This window comes from Amycolatopsis sp. NPDC033938 (assembly GCF_055575975.1).
The window spans coordinates 86,007-103,621 of record NZ_JBVIRO010000006.1; the positions used below are offsets into that span (position 1 = coordinate 86,007).

The window sequence follows — 17,615 nt, forward strand, 5'->3', positions numbered from 1 at the left end:
TCGCGCTCTATGCGCGCGCGACTACCGCGTTTATTGAGGGGCAAGGCAAACATGGCGTGCCGTGGCGCGGTAACGGGCTGCCTGACGGAAGCCGGGCCGCGCACCAGCATCCGCAACGGACACCTTTCTGAAGAAGTCTGTCCGACTTGGGTGGTTTGCGCGGTTCTGGGCGGGGGTCGTGAGTGGCAATGAGGGTTGGCACGTGAATCGTTGCACCTGAGGCTGGTGTGACTAATGGGTCTTTTGTGGTGACGTCTTTGCGCGTGAAGGCCCCCTTCCCTCGGCTGAGCCGAGGGAAGGGGGCCTTCACGCGCATCAGAACCGGGCGTCAGGAGATTCACCTCCACCCGCGAGCGGGCGTGCCAGCGCCCATCCCCAGTTCTATCGAGGGGTAAGGCAAATATGGCGTAGGCGCCGCTGCCCAGCGTCGAAGCGTGATGTCCTGAAGGCCCCCGTTGAGACCTTCAACGTCTCAACGGGGGCCTTCAGGACACGCCACATTGACGTACCCCTCAATAGAGGACTGAACGCGGAGGTCAGAGGTCGGGTTCGGCGATTTCGAAGTATTCGGGGAGCCGCGCGGTGCCGGCCAGGCCGAAGTACCGGACCTTCCGGCGCCGCCGCAGATGCAGCGTGTCCCGGACGGCGTCGTTGTGCACCCGCCGCGCGATGACGACGCGGTGTTCGGCGTCGGTCAGCTCCTCGGCCAGCGGGGGTGGCAACGTCGTCCGGTCGACGCGCGCCAGCCACAGCGTCAGTTCGCTCTCCTCGGCTTCGCGATCCGGGCGTTCGGCGTGCTCGGCTCGTTCGGCCAGTGCGCGCAGTCCCTCGTCACCCAGGATCGCCGCGGCCGCCCTGGCCACGACGGCGCGCCGCGCGAGGGCCGCGTCGAGCGCCGCCCACCCCGCGTCCGTACGCACGTGCAGCCGGTCCAGCCGGTTCGCCGTCGCGAGCAGGAACAGCCCGCCGAGCACCACGATCGCGGCCACCAGGCCACCGATCCACAACCACGTCGTCACCGGCTGAACTCGCGTTCGCCCGCGCCGACCCGCCGGGGATCGGCGGCGATCGCCGTCTCGTACACCCGCAGGACCTGCGTGGTGACCACGGACCAGTCGAACATCGCGACCCGCTCCCCCGCGGCCGCCGCCAGCGACACCCGTCGCGCCGGATCACCGAGCAGCTCACGCAACCCGTCGGCCAGCGCGGCCGCGTCCCCGGTTTCGGTCAGCATCCCGGCCTTGCCGTCGTCGAGCACCCGGCGGAACGAGTCCAGCCCGCTCGCCAGTACCGGTGTGCCCGCCGCCATCGCCTCGGTGAGGATCATCCCGAAACTCTCGCCGCCCGTGTTCGGCGCGCAGTAGACGTCGACGCTGCGCAGCGCCCGCGCCTTCGTCTCGTCGTCGACCTGGCCCAGCAGGTCGATATGCGACGCGAGTTCCGGCCCGGCCTCGCGCCGGAGCTGCTCCGCGTCACCGCGGCCGACCACCAGCATCCGCAGGTCCTCGAATTCCGGCAGCAGCAGGCGCAACGCCTCCAGCAGCACACCCATCCCCTTGCGGGGCTCGGTGTACCGCCCGACGAAGCCGACCGTGCCGCCCGCCCGCGGGTAGCCGTCCAGCGGGAGCGCCCGGGAGAAGAAGTCGACGTCGACGCCGTTAGGTACCTCGACCGCGTCGCCGCCGGCGTGCTCGACCTGAACCCGGCGGGCCAGCGCCGACACCGCGATCCGCGCGGTGATCTTCTCCAGCAGCGGCCGCAGCACCGGCTGGAACGCCGCCAGCGTGCGCGAACGGGTCGTCGCGGTGTGGAAGGTCGCCACGATCGGGCCGTCCGCGACCTTCAGCGCCAGCAAGGAAAGGCTCGGCGCGGCGGGCTCGTGCAGGTGCAGGACGTCGAACTCGCCGTCACGGATCCATCGCCGCACCCTGGCGTAGGACACCGGACCGAACTGCAGCCGCGCGACCGAGCCGTTGTACGGGATGCCGAGCGCCTTCCCCGCGGGGACGACGAAATCCGGGACGTCCGAGTCCTCGTCCGCCGGCGCGAGCACCGAGACCTCGTGCCCGCGCGCGAGCAGCGCCTTCGCGAGATCGATGACGTGGCCCTGTACACCGCCCGGTACGTCGAACGAGTACGGACAGACGATCCCGATCTTCATGACCCGTGTCTGAGCCATCGGCTCAGCTCGCTTCGCCGAGGTCGGCCTGTTCCCCGGGTTCGAGATCGGAGAGCCAGAACTTCTGCATCATGTGCCAGTCGGCCGGATGCGCGGCGATGTCGCCGGCGAAGATGTCCGCCAGCGCCTGGGTGGCCGCCGGGACCTCGGACCGGTTCGTGACCCGGATCCGCGGGTGGAGCCGGATCTGCCAGCCGTCCTCGGTGAACCAGCAGCCCGCCGGGATCAACGCGGCACCGGTGGTCGCGGCCAGCCGCGCCGGTCCGCCGGGCAGCCGGGCCCGCTCGCCGAAGAACTTGACCGGAACGCCCGAATTCGTCAGATCCCTGTCACCGACCAGGCAGATCGCCTTGTTCTCCCGCAGCCGTTTGAGCAGCACGCGCATCGCGGAACTGTCGCCGGTCAGCGGCACGATCTCGAACCCGAGCGACTCGCGATAGGACACGAACCGCTGGTACAGCGACTCGGGTTTCAGCCGTTCCGCGACCGTGGTGAAACCGCCGAGGTAATCCGCGAGCCAGACGCCCGCCGCGTCCCAGTTGCCGCTGTGCGGCAGCGCCATCACCGCGCCGTTGCCCTCGGCGAGGGCGGCGTCGAGGTTCTCGACCCCGGTGATCGACTGGGCGACCTTGCGGCTGACCTCCTTGTGGTCCATCGAGGGCAGTCGGAACATCTCGTGCCAGTAGCGGGCGTAAGACCGCATCGCGCGACGGGTCAGTTCGTCGAGCTCGACCTCGTCCGCTTGCGGTACGACGCGGGCGAGATTGGTCCGCAGCTGCTGTACGCCGCCGCCGTCGCGCCGGACGGCGAGATCCGCGCCCAGCCCGAAGGTCACCGAGCCGAGCGACTCCGGCAGCCAGCGCGCGAGCCGCCAGCCCGCCGCGTAGCCGAAGTCGCTCAAACGCTGTGAGAACCCGCTCACGAGCCGGCCTCCCCGGCTGGTGGACCGGCGGCCTTGGCGGCACGGGCCGCCTTCGCGACCGCGGCCGTCCGCTGCAGCAGGGTGATCGCCGAAAGCACCGCGAGCAGCCAGAGGGTGATGTCCACGGTGTACGGAACGCCCAGACCGTGCAGTCCGGTTCCGACGAGGGCGATGATCAGCCGTTCCGCGCGCTCGACGAGCCCGCCGTCCGCCTCCAGCCCGGATGCCTCGGCGCGGGCCTTGACGTAGGAGATGACCTGCGCGAGCACCAGGCAGATCAGCGCGGCGGCCGCGGCGGGGCGGTTGTCGTCGTGGACGAAGCACCACCACGCGATCGCGGCGAACAACGCGCCGTCGACGAGCCTGTCGCAGGTCGCGTCGAGCACGGCTCCGAACGCCGTACCGTACCCGCGGGCGCGGGCCATCGCGCCGTCGAGCAGGTCCAGCATCGCGAAGCCCCACACGGTGAAGGTGCCCCACAGCAGCATGTCGTTGGGGAAGAACGCGAGCGCGCACAGGACCGCCCCGGCCGTGCCGATGACGGTCATCGCGTTCGGGGTCAGACCGGCGCGGACGAGCACCTTCCCCATCGGGTCGGTGACGCGGGAAACGGAGGCGCGCGCGAAAATGTTGAGCATCGGTTCTTCAGGTGCACCTAAGCAGCAGGGTCGGATGGGCGCCCGAAGCCTATCCACCCGCACCGACACCCGTCGCCGTGCCCGCCCTGGACCGGCTTTTTCTCAGTCGGTTTTGGCCAGTTCGGGTGCCTCCCGAAGGTCGCCGGAGACCACGCCGGATTCCGCCTCCAAGGCCAGAGCCGCCTCGGCGGCGGCGCATTTCGGCGACAGCCTGGCCAGCACCGCGGCGCTGATCTCCCCGAGCGCCTTGACCTGTTCGGGGGTCAACGGGTCGAAGAGGCTCTCGCGGACCGCCTCGACGTGCCCGGGAGCCGCCTCCTCCAGCGCGGCGAAACCTTCGGCGGTGAGCACCGCCCACGAACCGCGTTTGTCGGTGGGACAGGACTCACGTCGCACCCAGCCGTTCGCCTCGAGCCGCGCGACCGCGTGCGACAGCCTGCTGCGTGACGCCTTGCGCGCGTCGGCGAGCTCGCTCATGCGCAGACGGCGGCCCGGCGCCTCGGACAGGGCGACGAGTACTTCGTAGTAGGTGTGGGGCATGCCCGCCTCATGCTGGAGCTGGCCCTCCAGATGCGCTTGCAGCATCCGCGTGGCCGCGGAGAAGTCGCGCCAGACTTTTTGCTCCTCATCGGAGAGCCATCGGGGTTCGGACATGTAGCCCATTCTACTCCTGGTTGAACGCTCAACCAAATTGCGCTACAGTCCTTGTTGAGCGCTCAACAAGCTGAGGGCTCACCACAGGCAGACCACAGACTTTGGAGATCGACTTCCATGACCACCACCGAAATCCCGGGCTACGTCGCAGGCAAGTGGACGATCGACACCGCTCACTCCGACATCGCTTACACCGTGAAGCACCTCGGCCTGGCGAAGTCCCGGGGCAACTTCACCGCCTTCACCGGTGAGGTCGTCACCGCCGACAACATCCTCGACTCCTCGGTCACCGTCGAAATCGACGCCTCCTCGGTCGCCAGCGGTGTCGACGGGCGTGACACGCACCTCAAGTCCGAGGACTTCTTCCACGTCGACGAGCACCCGGTCATCACCTTCCGCTCGACCGGCATCCGCGAGGACGGCGGCGACTACGTCATCGACGGCGAGCTCACCTGGCGCGGCAAGACCGTCCCGGTCTCGCTCGAGGCCGAGTTCAACGGCATCGGCACCAACCCGGCCAACGACAACGCCACCACCCTCGGCGTTTCGGCCAGCGCGACGGTGAACCGCCGCGACTTCGGCATCGGCCCGGAGGGCAATGCCTTCCTGTCCGAGAAGGTCAAGATCGACATCGAGCTGCAGGCCGCGCTCAACTCCTGAGGGACTTCCGGCTTCAGGGCGCCGGTCAGGCGTCCGAGCGCGCTATGAAAGGACCTTTCCTTGCAAAATTTGCAAGGAAAGGTCCTTTCATAGCGCTTTTCATCCTGGTTTGCGCCTCGGGGCTGAAGGGCGCTTTCCCCGCATCGCATGTGGGGAAAGCGCCCTTCGCCGCGTGAGATGAGGGGAAAGTCCCCTTCAGCCACGTCCACCAGCCAGTCACAGCGGCTGCGCGTGAAGGCCCCCTTCCCTCGACTGAGCCGAGGGAAGGGGGCCTTCACGCGCAAGCAGGAGCTACCAGGCCCCGGCCAGCAGCTTCCGTGTCTCCCCCAGCAGCTGCGGCAACACCTTCGTATGCCCGATCACCGGCATGAAGTTCGCGTCGCCACCCCACCGCGGCACCACGTGCTGGTGCAGATGCGCGGCGATGCCGGCACCGGCGATCACGCCCTGGTTCATCCCGATGTTGAACCCGTGCGCCGAGGACACCTCCCGGATCACCCGCATCGCGTGCTGGGTGAACTCCGCCAGCTCGACGGTCTCTTCCGCCGTCAGATCCGTGTAGTCCGCGACATGGCGGTACGGCACGGCCATCAGATGGCCGGGGTTGTACGGGTACAGGTTCAGCACCGCGTAGACCGTTTTCCCGCGCGCGAGGATCAGCGCGTCCTCGTCACTCTTCTCGGGGAGACGGCAGAACGGACAGCCCTCGTCGGGTTTCTTCGACCCCTGCACGTAGGCGAGCCGGTGCGGGGTCCACAGGCGCTGCAACGCGTCCGGGACCCCCACACCGTCCTGTCCGACGACTTCCGGGCCATCGGGGCCCGTCACCGGAGGACCGCCTCCAAGCCCGCCACCGTCGGCGAGGAGTTCTCGCGGCGCTGGATCCACCCGGCGATCGCCTCGACCGCGTCGTCCACCGGGACACCGTTGATCTGGCCGCCGTCGCGGAACCGGAACGAGACCGCGCCCGCCTCGACGTCCTTCGCGCCCGCCAGGAGCATGAAGGGCACCTTCTGCGTGGTGTGGGTGCGGATCTTCTTCTGCATCCGGTCGTCACTCGCGTCGACGTTGATCCGGACCCCCTTGGCCCGCAACGCCTTCTCGACCCCGCGCAGATGCTCGACCTGGTCCTCGGTGATCGGGATGCCGACCACCTGCACCGGTGACAGCCACGCCGGGAACGCGCCGGCGTAGTGCTCGGTGAGCACGCCGAAGAACCGCTCGATCGAGCCGAACAGCGCGCGGTGGATCATCACCGGGCGCTGGCGGCTGCCGTCGGCCGCGGTGTACTCGAGCTCGAACTTGTCGGGCAGCATGAAGTCCAGCTGGATGGTCGACATCTGCCAGGTGCGGCCCAGCGCGTCCTTCGCCTGGACGGAGATCTTCGGCCCGTAGAACGCCGCGCCGCCCGGATCCGGCACCAGCTCGAGCCCGGAGTCGAGGGCGGCCGTGCGCAGCACCTCGGTGGCCTCGGTCCACACCTCGTCGGAACCGATGTACTTCTCTTCGTTCCGAGTGGACAGTTCGAGATAGAAGTCGTCGAGACCGTAGTCGCGCAGCAGGTTCAGCACGAAGTCCAAAAGGGACTTCAGCTCACCGGGGACCTGCTCCAGGGTGCAGAAGATGTGCGCGTCGTCCTGCGTCATGCCCCGGACGCGGGTCAGCCCGTGGATGACACCGGACTTCTCGTAGCGGTACACCGAACCGAACTCGAACATCCGCAGCGGCAGTTCCCGGTAGGAACGCCCGCGCGAGCGGAAGATCAGGTCGTGGAACGGGCAGTTCATCGGCTTGAGGTAGTAGTCCTGGCCGGGCTTGCGGACCGAACCGTCCTCGTTGTGCTCGGCGTCGAGGTGCATCGCCGGGTACATGCCGTCGCGGTACCAGTCGAGGTGACCGGAGGTCTCGAACAGCGCGCCCTTGGTGATGTGCGGCGAGTAGACGAACTCGTAGCCCGCCTCGACGTGCCGCTGACGCGAGTAGTTCTCCATCTCCTGCCGGATGATCCCGCCCTTGGGGTGGAACACGGGCAGTCCGGAACCGATCTCGTCCGGGAACGAGAACAGGTCGAGCTCGACACCGAGCTTGCGGTGATCACGGCGCTCCGCTTCGGCGAGGCGCTCCAGGTAGACGTCCTGCGCTTCGGCGGATTCCCAGGCGGTTCCGTAGATCCGCTGCAGCTGCGGGTTCTTGTCGTCGCCACGCCAGTACGCGGCGGCGACGCGGGTGAGCTTGAACGCCGGGATGAACTTGGTGGTCGGCACGTGCGGGCCACGGCAGAGGTCGCTCCACACGCGTTCCTTGGTGCGAGGGTCGAGGTTGTCGTAGATGGTCAGCTCGCCACCGCCGACCTCCATCACCTCGGAGGTGTCCACATCGGACTTGAGGTCGACGAGTTCGAGTTTGAACGGCTCGTCGGCCAGTTCCTTCTTGGCCTCGTCGACCGAATCGAAGACGCGGCGGGAGAACTGCTGCGCGCCCTTCACGATCTGCTTCATGCGCTTTTCCAGCGCCTGCAGGTCTTCCGGGGTGAACGGGGTGTCGACGGCGAAGTCGTAGTAGAAGCCGTCCTTGACCGGCGGGCCGATGCCGAGCTTGGCCTGCGGGAACTGCTGCTGCACGGCCTGTGCGAGCACGTGGGCGGCCGAGTGGCGGATGACGCTGCGGCCGTCCTCGGTGTTCGCGGCGACAGCCTCGACCTCGACCTCGGACTCCGGGGCCCAGGCGAGATCGCGGAGGTTGCCCTCGGCGTCGCGCACGACGACGATCGTGTCCGGTCCCTTGGTCGGCAGCCCGGCTTCGCGGACCGCGGTGCCCGCCGTAGTGCCCGCCGGTACCACCACGCGCGGGGCGGTTGCGGCTGCTACTGACGACGGCTGGGACACGATGGACTCCTCGTGGTTAAAGCGGATGGTTCCCGTGATGTTAGTCGTCAGACGCGGCGCGGCTCACGCGCATTACCCCTAACTCGCGCGAAGGCCTCCTTCCCGTTGGAAGAAGGCCTTCGCGTAGCGAGGGACGAGGTCAGATGGTCTCGACGACCTCGTCGAAGCCGAGTCGCGGCAGGCGGTCGTACCACGGGTTGTCGCCCGGCTTTCCGACGTTGATCACGACGAGGGACTTCCACGGCTTGTCCGCGAAGAACTCCTTGTCGATGCCCTCGGCGTCGAAGCCGGTCATCGGGCCGGCGGCCAGCCCGGCGGCGCGGACTCCGATGATGAAGTAGCCGACCTGCAGCAGTGCGTTCAGCTTGGCGGTCTCGACGCGGCCGGCCTCATCGGCGAACAGGTCCTTCGCACCGGGGAAGTGCGGGAACGTCCGCGGGAGGTGCTCGTGGAATTCGGTGTCGGCGGCCAGCACGACGGTGACCGGCGCCGTCTCGGTCTTGGCGCGGTTACCCTCGGACATCAGCGGCGTGAGGCGCTTCTTGCCCTCTTCGGTGCGGATCACCAGCGCGCGCAGCGGCTGGTTGTTCATCGAGGTCGGGGCCCACTTGACCAGCTCGTAGATCGCGCGGATCTGCTCGTCGGTCACCGGCTCGTCGCTGAAGCTGTTCGCGGTGCGGGCTTCGCGGAACAACAGGTCCTGGACGTCCTGCGGGAGGCTCAGGGCTTCGGTCGGCTCAACGCTGGTGGTCATGGGTGGATCTTCCTTCCGTACGCTTGCCTGTACCCCTCCCAACCTAGTTGAGCGCTGAACTATTTCTCGTTCAACTATCGCTGCGTGTGGGTCCAGTCACAGGAAGGCGTCAGTAGGCTCCCCTCCCCTGCACGACGGCACGGAAGGTCTTCCACAGGATCACCAGGTCGAGGGCGAGGGACCAGTCTTCGACGTAACGCAGGTCGAGACGGATGCTTTCGGCCCAGCTGAGGTCGCTGCGGCCGCTGACCTGCCAGAGCCCGGTCAGCCCCGGCTTCACCAGCAGACGCCGCCGCGCGTCGGGGGCGTACTTCGCGGTCTCCTCCGGCAACGGCGGACGGGGGCCGACGAGGGACATGCGTCCGCTCACGACGTTGAGCAGCTGCGGCAGTTCGTCGAGCGAATACCGCCGGAGCAGGGCGCCGACCCGGGTCACCCGGGGATCCTTGCGCATCTTGAACAGCGGACCCGCGCCTTCGTTGTCCGCCTGGAGGTCCTGCTTGAGCTTGTCGGCGTCGGTGACCATCGTGCGGAACTTCAGCATGGTGAAGGTGTGGCCGTCGCGGCCGACGCGGCGCTGGCGATAGATGACCGGGCCGCGGTCGTCGAGTTTGATCGCGACCGCGATCGCCAGCAGCAGCGGGGAAACGAGGGTGAGGAGCAGGGTCGAGCCGAACCTGTCGAGCACCTCCTTGACCAGGCGGCGCCCACCGGTGAAACTCGGCGCGCTGACCCGCAGGAGCGGCATGCCGAGTACACCGGAGACGTTCAGCCGGGGACCTGCCACCTCCATCAGCATCGGGGCGACCACCATCTCCGCGGAGGTACCTTCGAGGTCCCAGGCGAGCCGCTGCAGGCGTTTGGGGTTCCAGTGCTGGTCCGCGGTCACGGCGACCACGCGGTAGCCGCCGCGGCGGACGTGGCCCGCCAGTTCGTCGAGCTTCCCGACGACCGGGACACCCTCCACCTCGCCACTCCCCCGTTCCGCGCCGCCACCGGAGTAGGTGCAGACGGCTTCGACCCGCCAGCCGACATGAGGATCGGCCTTGGTGCGGGCGATGAGGTCGGCGACCGTGTCGGGGCTTCCGGCCGCGAGCACCGGCAGCAGGCATTCACCGAGCCGCCTGCGCCGATGCAGCACCTGTCTCAAGGCGTACCGCTGCAGGAACATGATGATCGAGATCATCGGGACGACGATGAAGACCCACGGCTGCACGGCGAGCGCGCCGAAGAGCAGGCCGCCCAGTGCGACGAGCACCGCGGTGGTTATCAGGCCTCGTCCGAGCGTCCGGTACTCCTCGGCGCCTTCGCCGAGCACGCGCGGACTCCAGGCCCGGCAAACCGACAGTCCGAACAGGAAGGCGGCGGCGGTACCGAGCGCGTGCATGTCGTGCGGATCGGAGCGATCGATCAAGAAGGCGCTCATCACGATGAGCACGAAGGCGGTGAAAACGTCACTACCGATGACCCACGCGCGATAGCGCGATTCCCAGGCCGCGTACGGCGGCCGCGCCGAAGTGTTGTCGACCTCGGCGGCACTGCCCGCACCCCGTTGCGGGGGAAGCGGGATCGACTGGAGGTCGATGTGCTGCGGCGTCCCGTTGACGGTGGACGACGACCGCACCGACTCTTCCATCAGACCTCCCGGAGTGGGAATTCCCGAACGCCGGATCAACACGCTGAGTCAATGAGAGCGATTTCGAAGAGTGATCGATTCTCAAGATCCTTCAGCGGCCGATGGGGCGACACACGCCAAGGTATCGGCCACTCTCCGGCCATCGTTACAAGGATTTCCAGCCACATCCTGCGCGGGCTTCCGGCAAATGAATGCCGCGATGATAACAAGGTGATGACGATGCGTAATAAACCGTATCCGCCCAACAACTACGCAAAGTAGTCACAAATTTCCGGTTCTCGCGGCCACTTGGACCACCGCGCGCCCGAACGGCCGAATGGCCCGGAAAACTCCACAGTGGACGGTGCAGGGGAATCGATCACGGGCCGGTCCACTATGGATCCCGCGGCCGCCGAGGACCACCTCGCCCGCGGTGCGTCCACCGGACGTCGACCTACCTTGTCAATCCGTCACCGGAGTGAGGTTTCGTCACATCACGTCAGCATCACGGGGACGCCGGCACCGGAGCCGTGCGGGTGAGCCGCTCCTCCGTGCCCCGTATCACTTCCACGGTGGTCTGAACCTGCCGAAGGGGTGCACAGTGCGGAGGATCACAATGTCGTGTCGACGACGGACTCTTGCCACCCATTCACCGCGCGACGCAAGACTTATGTCAAATGTCCACACCGGCCGGACCGCCCGGGCGGCCGATCTTCGAACGCGACGGCCTTCGGTCATCGCCGTCGCGTCGGGTGAATCCGGCCGTGCTACCGCCCCGCCCCGCCACGGCAGAAGTACCGTCCCCGGATAACCCGCGTCCGACCTGGGGATCGAATGCGTCCGGACGGCTCTGCGCCGACACTGTCCGAGAATGAACAAGGCCCCGGACCGAGTGGTCCAGGGCCTTCATCCGGTGGGCGATACTGGGATCGAACCAGTGACCTCTTCGGTGTGAACGAAGCGCTCTCCCGCTGAGCTAATCGCCCGCTCGCGGTGTCCGGCAGACTCTACCCCACGACTTTAGGGGGCCTGCAAACGGGTGGTTCGCTCCGACCACACTCCGCTCACCAGCAAATACGGAGCGAACAACCGCGAGCTAGCCGGGGCTGTGGAGGCAGGGGGCCGCCCGCGACGCGATTCGACATTCGTGCGACGGTGCTATCGCGTGACGACTAAACCGCGCAGTATGTACATGTGGACTGCCTGCAGGGCGCATGTAGGGCTGCGCGTCGCGCGGGTGATGATGGGGTGACGGAGCATGGACCCGGGGTCCGATGACCCCGTCCGGGTGATCTGCGGCAAAACCGCGTTCCGATCAGTCGGCCGACGCGTCACATCATCGCCACTCGGTTCGACCGAGCCGGGAAGGAGACGAAGGGTAGGACGATGCGCAACGATCACGTGACGCTCCGCTCGACGGCGGTGTTCGACCTCCTGGCGCCGCGGACCCCCGCGGTCCCGGTGAAGGTGGAACTGCGATACGACACACGCGACCCCTATGCGGTCGTCGCCGCCTTCCGCACCGGCCGGGCCGGCTGGGTCGAGTGGGTCTACGCGCGGGATCTCCTCGCCGACGGCCTCCTGGCCGACGCGGGCGACGGCGACGTACGCATCCGCCCCTCCGTCGAAGACCCCGAGTCCGTCCTCATCGAACTGAACTCGCCGTCCGGGCACGCCATGTTCGAGGCGTCCGCTCAGGAGCTGGCCGACTTCCTCGACCGGACCTACGACGTCGTACTGCCCGGCAACGAGCACCTGTGGGTCGACGTCGACGACGCCCTGACTCACCTCATCCCGAACGATATGGCCTGATGACGAGCTTGCGAACAGCAAGTGGCACCCCGGTTGCAGGGCCGTTTTCGGGGTCGGATAGTGTTTACACACACCACGGCGACGGGGTGAGGAGCAGAACCGCGAGGATCTGACCTCCCAGCCCGACCGAGGATGTGCGGATGTAGCGCAGCTGGTAGCGCATCACCTTGCCAAGGTGAGGGTCGCGGGTTCGAATCCCGTCATCCGCTCGGAAGGCCCTCTCGGGCCTGACACGGTGGAGTGGCCGAGAGGCGAGGCAACGGCCTGCAAAGCCGTGTACACGGGTTCGAATCCCGTCTCCACCTCGCGCGATTAGCTCAGCGGGAGAGCGCTTCCCTGACACGGAAGAGGTCACTGGTTCAATCCCAGTATCGCGCACCATCTGTTTTGGCAGGTCTGAAGCCCTGCTCCTCTTCGGAGGGGTGGGGCTTCAGTCGTTTAGTGGCGATTGCCTCTCTAAGTGCCTGTCACGAAAAGTGGCGTGCAGGTGCGAGTGCCACTCCCCCAGCTTCGTGCGCCCGCTCGACGTGGGCCCGATGACGCGGTCTCGTCGAATGACGGGGTTTTGGACGGCATCACCGAGACGTCCACCAGGTGGCGTTCAGCCCCGGTGGCCGCATGCTGGCCACCGCGAGCAGCGACAAGACCGCTCGGCTGTGGGATGTGACGAGCCGCCGACAGTCCGGCCAGCCTCTCAACCATGCCAGCATCGTCGAAAGCGTGGCGTTCAGTCCGGACGGACGTCTCCTGGCAACCGCCGGCCAGGACCAGCCACGAACTTCGACGAGTTTCACTGGTCCGAGCAGAGTCACCGGATCCGCCGCGACAAACCTCCCTGCCCCGAAACAGCAACGACGTAGTTTCCCTCCCTGTGACAGATGAAATCCGCTGGCTTCCAAGGCGGGGACGGCAGGCACCACGGTGTTGGCTGCCGCCCGATCTTGTGCTCCGTGACCATCATTCTTCATGAGCTCACCGACAACACTGGAGTTCACTGGGATGGCATGGCCGGGTACCGAACGCCGAACCACTGCCCGGCGGTGTAGTACTCGAACCGATCCACCTCGGTGAATCCCAGCTTCACCGCGAGGCCATCGAGCGGTCATCAGCGGCCTCTGGACAGAGCACGACTGGTTCGCCAGCAAGCGCGTCGACAATGTCACCGAGCTGTTCTGCGGCGTCCACGATCTCCGGGGATTCGTGTGGTCAGGTCAGTGTCCTGCCGGGACTTGAGGGCGCAATGCTTGAAACCTGTGGATGGGCTGGGAAGGTACGACCCGATGCTGAACGTAGTCCCTGTTCCTGCTGCTGGTGATGACGGTGCGGCGGGCGGCTCGTCCGCATCGTCGGTGATCGATGAGCTGGTGCGTGAAGACGCCAACCCGCACCGGTTCGGTGGCATCACCACGACACCGAAGGTGCTCGATCTCTCCGACACCGCCTGGAACAACCGACCCGCCGACGACACCGACCACGAATCCGAAACGAAAGCCGCCTGGCATCCACTGGTCTCACTCACCTTGACAAATTCCGCGACGGCGGACGACGAGGCCAGCCGACGTACTGTGTCCATACCTTCCTGCGTCGGATACGACCAATACCCCAAGCCTGACACGGACCGACTATGACCTCACGATCGTCCGGGAACGGTCTTTCCTTGTTCAGGCGGCGGTGAGGTCCACGACTACCTTGACGTCGTCCTCCTTGCCGCGGCAGGCGTCCGCGGCACGGGCCAAGCCGACCCGGCGGGTGATCAACCGCTCGAGCCAGTGGGTATCGGCTTTGGCGAGTGCTTCGGCGACCTGGCGGCAATGTCGCAGGTTGGCGTTCACCGAGCCGAGAAAGGCATCGTTCTCGAGCACGAGTTCACGATTGACGGCACCGGCGCCGACGGGCACAAAACCGCGCAAACCACCCAAGGCGGACAGCAGCCTTCTTCAAAAAGTGTCCCTTGTGGACATTGGGGCGCGGCCCGGCTTCCGTCAGTCAGCCCGGCCCCGAGCCGGGGCACGCCATGTTCGCCTCACCCCTCAATAGTCTCAGAACCGTGTCATTTCCTCGCCGCGAGCGAATGGAAGCGAGACCTTCGGCGGGCGCCTGAACTCCAGTTTCTTTGGAGTTGCCAACGCCATCAAGTAGTTCACCCACTGCCACGGCGTGCACCAGTGCCACTACCGCAGCGAGGACAAAGCCCACGTCAGCACGTGCTGACCGCCATCGTCGTCAACGTCGAACGAATCAGCCCTCAGCTCTCACCGCCGAGAGCGGCAGGCCCCGGCCCCTTACCGCCCTGCAGGATTCCTCGACGGGGAACTCAATGAGGCGTTCGCGGGGAGCGCCTTGCGGACGGCGACACGGATCAGCCCTGTGGCTCGTGTTCGAGACTTCGTGACAGGGCGCGGCGGTACGGGATGTTGTTCGAGAAGGTGACGAACGATGTCGAGAGACAACCCACAGCTGCCGCGCCGCGGTGCTGAGCGCGCTGTCGTCCTCGCGGATAGGCGGCGCAGCGTGGGAACATCCACGTGTCCGGGAAGGCGGAGACCCTCGAGCAGCGCGAGTGGCGGCTGCCAGTGGACCGCCGACGATTGCCCCGCCGTCACCACGGTCCCCGCGCCCGACCCACACACCGGTTTGCACACGTTCGTCGACGGTGGCGCGGACATCGCCTTCGGTGCTGGCACCGTCGTGGTCGAAGCGGCCTATCGCGGCCTCGACGTGACGATCGTCGCCGAAGCAGGGGGGCTCGCTGATCAGAACGCGGCGATCGTCGTTCACGGCGACGCTGCGGCGCGCCTGTCGTCAACGCTCTGCGGATCAGATGGCTCCGCGCTCCACCGGCTGAGCGGCGAGCGCGGGGCCACCTTCCCCGATTCGGACTGAGCCCCAGCAACTTCAGGCCCGGCGAGTTCTAGAGGTGAGCGACGTCGGCCGGGGTCGCGGCGCGGAGCGCGAGGGTCTGCAGAGCGTCCGGCCGGCCGGTGACGAACACAGTCTGACCGTGCCAGGCCAGTTCGACGACCGCGGCGTCCAGCGCGTCCATCCGGGTGCCACGCACCCCCTCACCATCGATCGCCACCTCGACCTCCTGAACAGCGGCCCCGTTCACGGCGGCACGAACCTGATCGAACCCCGCCCTCGACGACGCCCTCGACGGCGTGGTCAGCCCGTGTCCCAGCGGACGGTCAGCTCGGGCAAGGAAGTTGACCATCTGAATGCTCGCGTCCTCGACCGGCAGCCCACGAGGATTCATGTCCCGTGACGAGCGCACCGTCCGAATCACAAGACACGGCCTGCCCGACTTCTGATACGTCGCCTCGATGGCCCATGGCTCGTCATTGACGGCATCACCGTCCAAGGACGCTACCGGTCCCAGCGAGCCGTCACCATGAACGATCGCGACCGGCCGCGGAAACCGGGCCAGCCTGTCCACGGGACGCGGCATCCGTCCTCCAGGAATCTCCGCTCCGTCTTGCTGTTCCATGACAGTCACCTCTCGCCGGGTTCAGCGTAGAGCACTCACGTGATGTAGGCGTCGTCCGATGGGCCGCCGGAATAACAAACCGTTCCATCGACAAGAACTGCGAAATTCTGGAACGGGAAACCGTAGATCGTCGCCCTCGCGTAACCAACCGAAAGGCCACCAACGATTCTATTGAGATCCACATAACCATCCGCGTCATAAAAGCCAGGAAAGTCATGTTTGGTCGTTCCGCCGGTGTCGGACAACGTCGCGGTCCAAGAGAAGGTGGATACCGCATCCCGGACATGGAAACCGGTGTTGATGCGCACAGACCTGCCGCCGACACCATCGAGCCACATCCAGGAACGCCCACAGTTCCCCGGAACGACGTCCATGGGAATCACTTCGGCCGGGGTTCCTCTTTTCACCGAGTACTGGGTGCCGTCGGGTCTGGTCCGAACCTCGTAACCGTTCGCCGTCGCCACGTCCGGATTGTATCCGACAACGTTCATGACCACTTCCACAACCTTGTCGACCGGCGGGGCATCCGCCCCTCCGGTCGACGTTGCGGCTCCACTCGTTCCAGTGATCCCCGCCATCGCCGCCACGGCCGCGGCCGCGGCCACCGTCGCACGAAGCGCCAGCGAACGACCTGAGTAATGATATTTCACTGTGTCCCCATTCATGAACCGTCGGGAATGAACTACAAGCAGCGAGTATTACCGAAGCCCCAGCGGTGCCGCTACGCGCCTACATGAGAAACCGCAGCAGGAAATGCGGAACCTTTGCCAGGTCGGCGCGACTTCTCCCCCTGCCTGATCGACTTGACAGGAGAAACATTCCAGTCGCTCGAAACCCGCCATGCGAGTGACCAAGATGGCGATCTCACCATTAGCCAGAAGGGCCCAATAACAGGTCCATTACTGCGAAACTGTCAAAGGTCAATCCTCTCACACGCGAATTCAGAAGCCGGTTCTCTCTAACACGCCGGGTCCCGCCACACAGAATGCGCACGATCGGGACGGAGCATCAAGGCGGCGGGGGCATTTCCTCGGCAGGGTCAGCCTGCCAGGCCGCTGCGACGCGGTGGTGCGGACTGGTCCAGCCGCATGCCCGAAGGTCCTCGTCGCGGCATGAGCAGATGTTCACCAACAGGTGTGCCGCGCGAGGGCATTTTTGTGCCTATCTCGATCGGGGGATGCCGGATTTCGGCCAACCTGTGTGACGTCGCCCACTGCGCGCGTGGTGACGTCCTGGGCCGGCTGGCTACTGTCCTCGGGATGAACTTTCTTGATCATGTTCTTTTGGGAGTGCGCGATCTCGAGGAGGCGGCGGACCGGTTTCGTCGCAAGTGGGGTCTGGGGACGGTGCCTGGCGGATCACCGGTTCCGGGTGTCGCCAACGCGGTGGTTCCTCTCGCCCCGCCGGTGTATCTGGAACTCGTCACCGCCACGGATGCCGGTGCGAGTGAGGCTGCGGCGCGTTTGGCGGCCGTCACCGCGGCAGGAGATCGCCTGTTCACCTGGGCGGTTGAGCCGGACGATCTCGATGCCCGTGCGGCAGGTTTGGAGGTCGAGCCGCTGAGCGGCGGCGGAGACATCGGGCGGTGGCGTTCGCTTGGCGAGGTTGAACAGAGTCGGCCGTTCTTCATCGAATACGACGTCGCCCGCGCCGGTCGCATAGCGGGATGGCAACGCGCTTATACGGAGGCAGCGCATGACTGTGCGCCTGGCAGGGTGACGTATCTGGAGGTCGGCGGCGATGCGTCCGATGTGCGGCAGTGGGTGGGCGAGGTCGATGTGCCGCTGCGCCTGGTTGGCGGTCAGCCACGCCTTGTGGCCGTGGGGATCGCCACCGCCCGAGGTGAGATCGTGGTGCGCTGACGGGGGCTGCTTCCGGATTGTCTGCATGATGAAAGCGGGTCGCCGACAGTGATCTGGCTGTAGGGCTCATATGTCGCCGACCAGGATCGGATCCGATGTCTCCTCGCCGTGGATCGCGGCACCTACGACCGCTTACACGCCCGGAGTACC

At 66.6% G+C, this 17,615-nt stretch carries 18 protein-coding genes, 4 tRNA genes and 1 pseudogene; 10 read left to right on the forward strand and 13 right to left on the reverse strand.

The genetic code is table 11. The features are described from left to right. Nucleotides 1–536: 536 nt before the first annotated feature. The 5 genes from ACZ5ZX_RS18330 to ACZ5ZX_RS18350 all read right to left on the reverse strand — a co-directional run bounded on the left by ACZ5ZX_RS18330 (nucleotide 537) and on the right by ACZ5ZX_RS18350 (nucleotide 4,393). On the reverse strand, nucleotides 537–1,019 hold the full coding sequence (locus tag ACZ5ZX_RS18330) for an NUDIX hydrolase (RefSeq protein WP_465503185.1): 483 nt from the start codon (nucleotides 1,017–1,019) through the stop codon (nucleotides 537–539). Then, entirely contained in the window at nucleotides 1,016–2,161 is a 1,146-nt protein-coding gene (locus ACZ5ZX_RS18335) for a glycosyltransferase family 4 protein (RefSeq protein ID WP_465503391.1), read from the reverse strand. Before ACZ5ZX_RS18335 ends, ACZ5ZX_RS18330 begins: the two co-directional genes overlap by 4 nt. Nucleotides 2,162–2,183: 22 nt before the next feature. Beyond that, on the reverse strand, nucleotides 2,184–3,101 hold the full coding sequence (locus ACZ5ZX_RS18340; protein ID WP_465503186.1) for a phosphatidylinositol mannoside acyltransferase: 918 nt from the start codon (nucleotides 3,099–3,101) through the stop codon (nucleotides 2,184–2,186). Beyond that, entirely contained in the window at nucleotides 3,098–3,739 is a 642-nt protein-coding gene (gene pgsA / locus ACZ5ZX_RS18345) for a phosphatidylinositol phosphate synthase (RefSeq protein ID WP_465503187.1), read from the reverse strand. Before pgsA ends, ACZ5ZX_RS18340 begins: the two co-directional genes overlap by 4 nt. Before the next feature lie 102 nt (nucleotides 3,740–3,841). Next, nucleotides 3,842–4,393, reverse strand: coding sequence for a MarR family winged helix-turn-helix transcriptional regulator (locus ACZ5ZX_RS18350; protein WP_465503188.1), 552 nt, complete (start codon nucleotides 4,391–4,393; stop codon nucleotides 3,842–3,844). A 117-nt stretch (nucleotides 4,394–4,510) separates the two neighbouring features. Between ACZ5ZX_RS18350 and ACZ5ZX_RS18355 the strand changes: the two genes are divergently transcribed. Then, nucleotides 4,511–5,053: a YceI family protein gene (locus ACZ5ZX_RS18355; protein WP_465503189.1), complete on the forward strand. Its 543-nt coding sequence runs from the start codon at nucleotides 4,511–4,513 to the stop codon at nucleotides 5,051–5,053. A gap of 291 nt (nucleotides 5,054–5,344) precedes the next feature. Here ACZ5ZX_RS18355 and ACZ5ZX_RS18360 read toward each other — a convergent pair whose 3' ends face one another. The 5 genes from ACZ5ZX_RS18360 to ACZ5ZX_RS18380 all read right to left on the reverse strand — a co-directional run bounded on the left by ACZ5ZX_RS18360 (nucleotide 5,345) and on the right by ACZ5ZX_RS18380 (nucleotide 11,293). After that, entirely contained in the window at nucleotides 5,345–5,881 is a 537-nt protein-coding gene (locus ACZ5ZX_RS18360) for an HIT family protein (RefSeq protein WP_465503190.1), read from the reverse strand. Then, a complete protein-coding gene (gene thrS / locus ACZ5ZX_RS18365; RefSeq protein ID WP_465503191.1) occupies nucleotides 5,878–7,938 on the reverse strand; it encodes a threonine--tRNA ligase in 2,061 nt (686 codons plus the stop codon). Before thrS ends, ACZ5ZX_RS18360 begins: the two co-directional genes overlap by 4 nt. Nucleotides 7,939–8,077: 139 nt before the next feature. Beyond that, complete coding sequence (locus tag ACZ5ZX_RS18370) at nucleotides 8,078–8,692, reverse strand: malonic semialdehyde reductase (RefSeq protein ID WP_465503192.1); 615 nt, start codon at nucleotides 8,690–8,692, stop codon at nucleotides 8,078–8,080. Nucleotides 8,693–8,801: 109 nt separating this feature from the next. Further along, nucleotides 8,802–10,328: a sugar transferase gene (locus ACZ5ZX_RS18375; RefSeq protein ID WP_465503193.1), complete on the reverse strand. Its 1,527-nt coding sequence runs from the start codon at nucleotides 10,326–10,328 to the stop codon at nucleotides 8,802–8,804. Between the two features lie 893 nt (nucleotides 10,329–11,221). Beyond that, nucleotides 11,222–11,293 (reverse strand) — tRNA-Val (locus ACZ5ZX_RS18380). A gap of 400 nt (nucleotides 11,294–11,693) precedes the next feature. Between ACZ5ZX_RS18380 and ACZ5ZX_RS18385 the strand changes: the two genes are divergently transcribed. The 7 genes and pseudogenes from ACZ5ZX_RS18385 to ACZ5ZX_RS18415 all read left to right on the forward strand — a co-directional run bounded on the left by ACZ5ZX_RS18385 (nucleotide 11,694) and on the right by ACZ5ZX_RS18415 (nucleotide 13,747). After that, complete coding sequence (locus ACZ5ZX_RS18385) at nucleotides 11,694–12,119, forward strand: SsgA family sporulation/cell division regulator (RefSeq protein ID WP_037307077.1); 426 nt, start codon at nucleotides 11,694–11,696, stop codon at nucleotides 12,117–12,119. Nucleotides 12,120–12,255: 136 nt separating this feature from the next. Beyond that, a tRNA-Gly gene (locus ACZ5ZX_RS18390) sits at nucleotides 12,256–12,328 on the forward strand. 25 nt (nucleotides 12,329–12,353) lie between these two features. Beyond that, nucleotides 12,354–12,424: transfer RNA gene (locus ACZ5ZX_RS18395), tRNA-Cys, on the forward strand. A gap of 1 nt (nucleotide 12,425) precedes the next feature. Beyond that, a tRNA-Val gene (locus ACZ5ZX_RS18400) sits at nucleotides 12,426–12,500 on the forward strand. Nucleotides 12,501–12,704: 204 nt separating this feature from the next. Continuing rightward, a pseudogene (locus tag ACZ5ZX_RS18405) lies at nucleotides 12,705–12,770 on the forward strand (hypothetical protein); the annotation flags it as partial. Nucleotides 12,771–12,782: 12 nt separating this feature from the next. After that, entirely contained in the window at nucleotides 12,783–13,001 is a 219-nt protein-coding gene (locus ACZ5ZX_RS18410) for a hypothetical protein (RefSeq protein ID WP_465503392.1), read from the forward strand. 398 nt (nucleotides 13,002–13,399) lie between these two features. Continuing rightward, nucleotides 13,400–13,747, forward strand: a complete 348-nt coding sequence (locus ACZ5ZX_RS18415) for a hypothetical protein (RefSeq protein WP_465503194.1) — start codon at nucleotides 13,400–13,402, stop codon at nucleotides 13,745–13,747. A gap of 33 nt (nucleotides 13,748–13,780) precedes the next feature. On the opposite strand, the gene ACZ5ZX_RS18420 is transcribed toward ACZ5ZX_RS18415, so the two are convergent. After that, nucleotides 13,781–14,017, reverse strand: a complete 237-nt coding sequence (locus tag ACZ5ZX_RS18420) for an MDR/zinc-dependent alcohol dehydrogenase-like family protein (protein ID WP_465503393.1) — start codon at nucleotides 14,015–14,017, stop codon at nucleotides 13,781–13,783. A 736-nt stretch (nucleotides 14,018–14,753) separates the two neighbouring features. On the opposite strand from ACZ5ZX_RS18420, the gene ACZ5ZX_RS18425 reads away from it, so the two are divergent. Next, on the forward strand, nucleotides 14,754–15,002 hold the full coding sequence (locus tag ACZ5ZX_RS18425) for a hypothetical protein (RefSeq protein WP_465503195.1): 249 nt from the start codon (nucleotides 14,754–14,756) through the stop codon (nucleotides 15,000–15,002). A gap of 28 nt (nucleotides 15,003–15,030) precedes the next feature. Here the strand turns inward: ACZ5ZX_RS18425 and ACZ5ZX_RS18430 are convergent, their stop codons facing one another. Both ACZ5ZX_RS18430 and ACZ5ZX_RS18435 read right to left on the reverse strand, forming a co-directional pair. Next, the gene (locus tag ACZ5ZX_RS18430; protein ID WP_465503196.1) at nucleotides 15,031–15,372 is read right to left on the reverse strand and encodes a hypothetical protein; all 342 of its coding nucleotides are present in this window, start codon (nucleotides 15,370–15,372) and stop codon (nucleotides 15,031–15,033) included. A 266-nt stretch (nucleotides 15,373–15,638) separates the two neighbouring features. Further along, on the reverse strand, nucleotides 15,639–16,253 hold the full coding sequence (locus tag ACZ5ZX_RS18435) for a hypothetical protein (protein ID WP_465503197.1): 615 nt from the start codon (nucleotides 16,251–16,253) through the stop codon (nucleotides 15,639–15,641). Between the two features lie 609 nt (nucleotides 16,254–16,862). Between ACZ5ZX_RS18435 and ACZ5ZX_RS18440 the strand changes: the two genes are divergently transcribed. Then, on the forward strand, nucleotides 16,863–17,465 hold the full coding sequence (locus ACZ5ZX_RS18440) for a VOC family protein (RefSeq protein WP_465503198.1): 603 nt from the start codon (nucleotides 16,863–16,865) through the stop codon (nucleotides 17,463–17,465). The last annotated feature ends 150 nt before the right edge of the window (nucleotides 17,466–17,615 follow it).

Bases quoted from the DNA above. Each gene is read 5' to 3' on its own strand.
- ACZ5ZX_RS18335 (WP_465503391.1), bottom strand. From the start codon at position 2,161: ATGAAGATCGGGATCGTCTGTCCGTACTCGTTCGACGTACCGGGCGGT.
- pgsA (WP_465503187.1), bottom strand. From the start codon at position 3,739: ATGCTCAACATTTTCGCGCGCGCCTCCGTTTCCCGCGTCACCGACCCG.
- ACZ5ZX_RS18350 (WP_465503188.1), bottom strand. From the start codon at position 4,393: ATGTCCGAACCCCGATGGCTCTCCGATGAGGAGCAAAAAGTCTGGCGC.
- ACZ5ZX_RS18355 (WP_465503189.1), top strand. From the start codon at position 4,511: ATGACCACCACCGAAATCCCGGGCTACGTCGCAGGCAAGTGGACGATC.
- ACZ5ZX_RS18370 (WP_465503192.1), bottom strand. From the start codon at position 8,692: ATGACCACCAGCGTTGAGCCGACCGAAGCCCTGAGCCTCCCGCAGGAC.
- ACZ5ZX_RS18375 (WP_465503193.1), bottom strand. From the start codon at position 10,328: ATGGAAGAGTCGGTGCGGTCGTCGTCCACCGTCAACGGGACGCCGCAG.
- ACZ5ZX_RS18385 (WP_037307077.1), top strand. From the start codon at position 11,694: ATGCGCAACGATCACGTGACGCTCCGCTCGACGGCGGTGTTCGACCTC.
- ACZ5ZX_RS18415 (WP_465503194.1), top strand. From the start codon at position 13,400: ATGCTGAACGTAGTCCCTGTTCCTGCTGCTGGTGATGACGGTGCGGCG.
- ACZ5ZX_RS18430 (WP_465503196.1), bottom strand. From the start codon at position 15,372: ATGAATCCTCGTGGGCTGCCGGTCGAGGACGCGAGCATTCAGATGGTC.
- ACZ5ZX_RS18440 (WP_465503198.1), top strand. From the start codon at position 16,863: ATGAACTTTCTTGATCATGTTCTTTTGGGAGTGCGCGATCTCGAGGAG.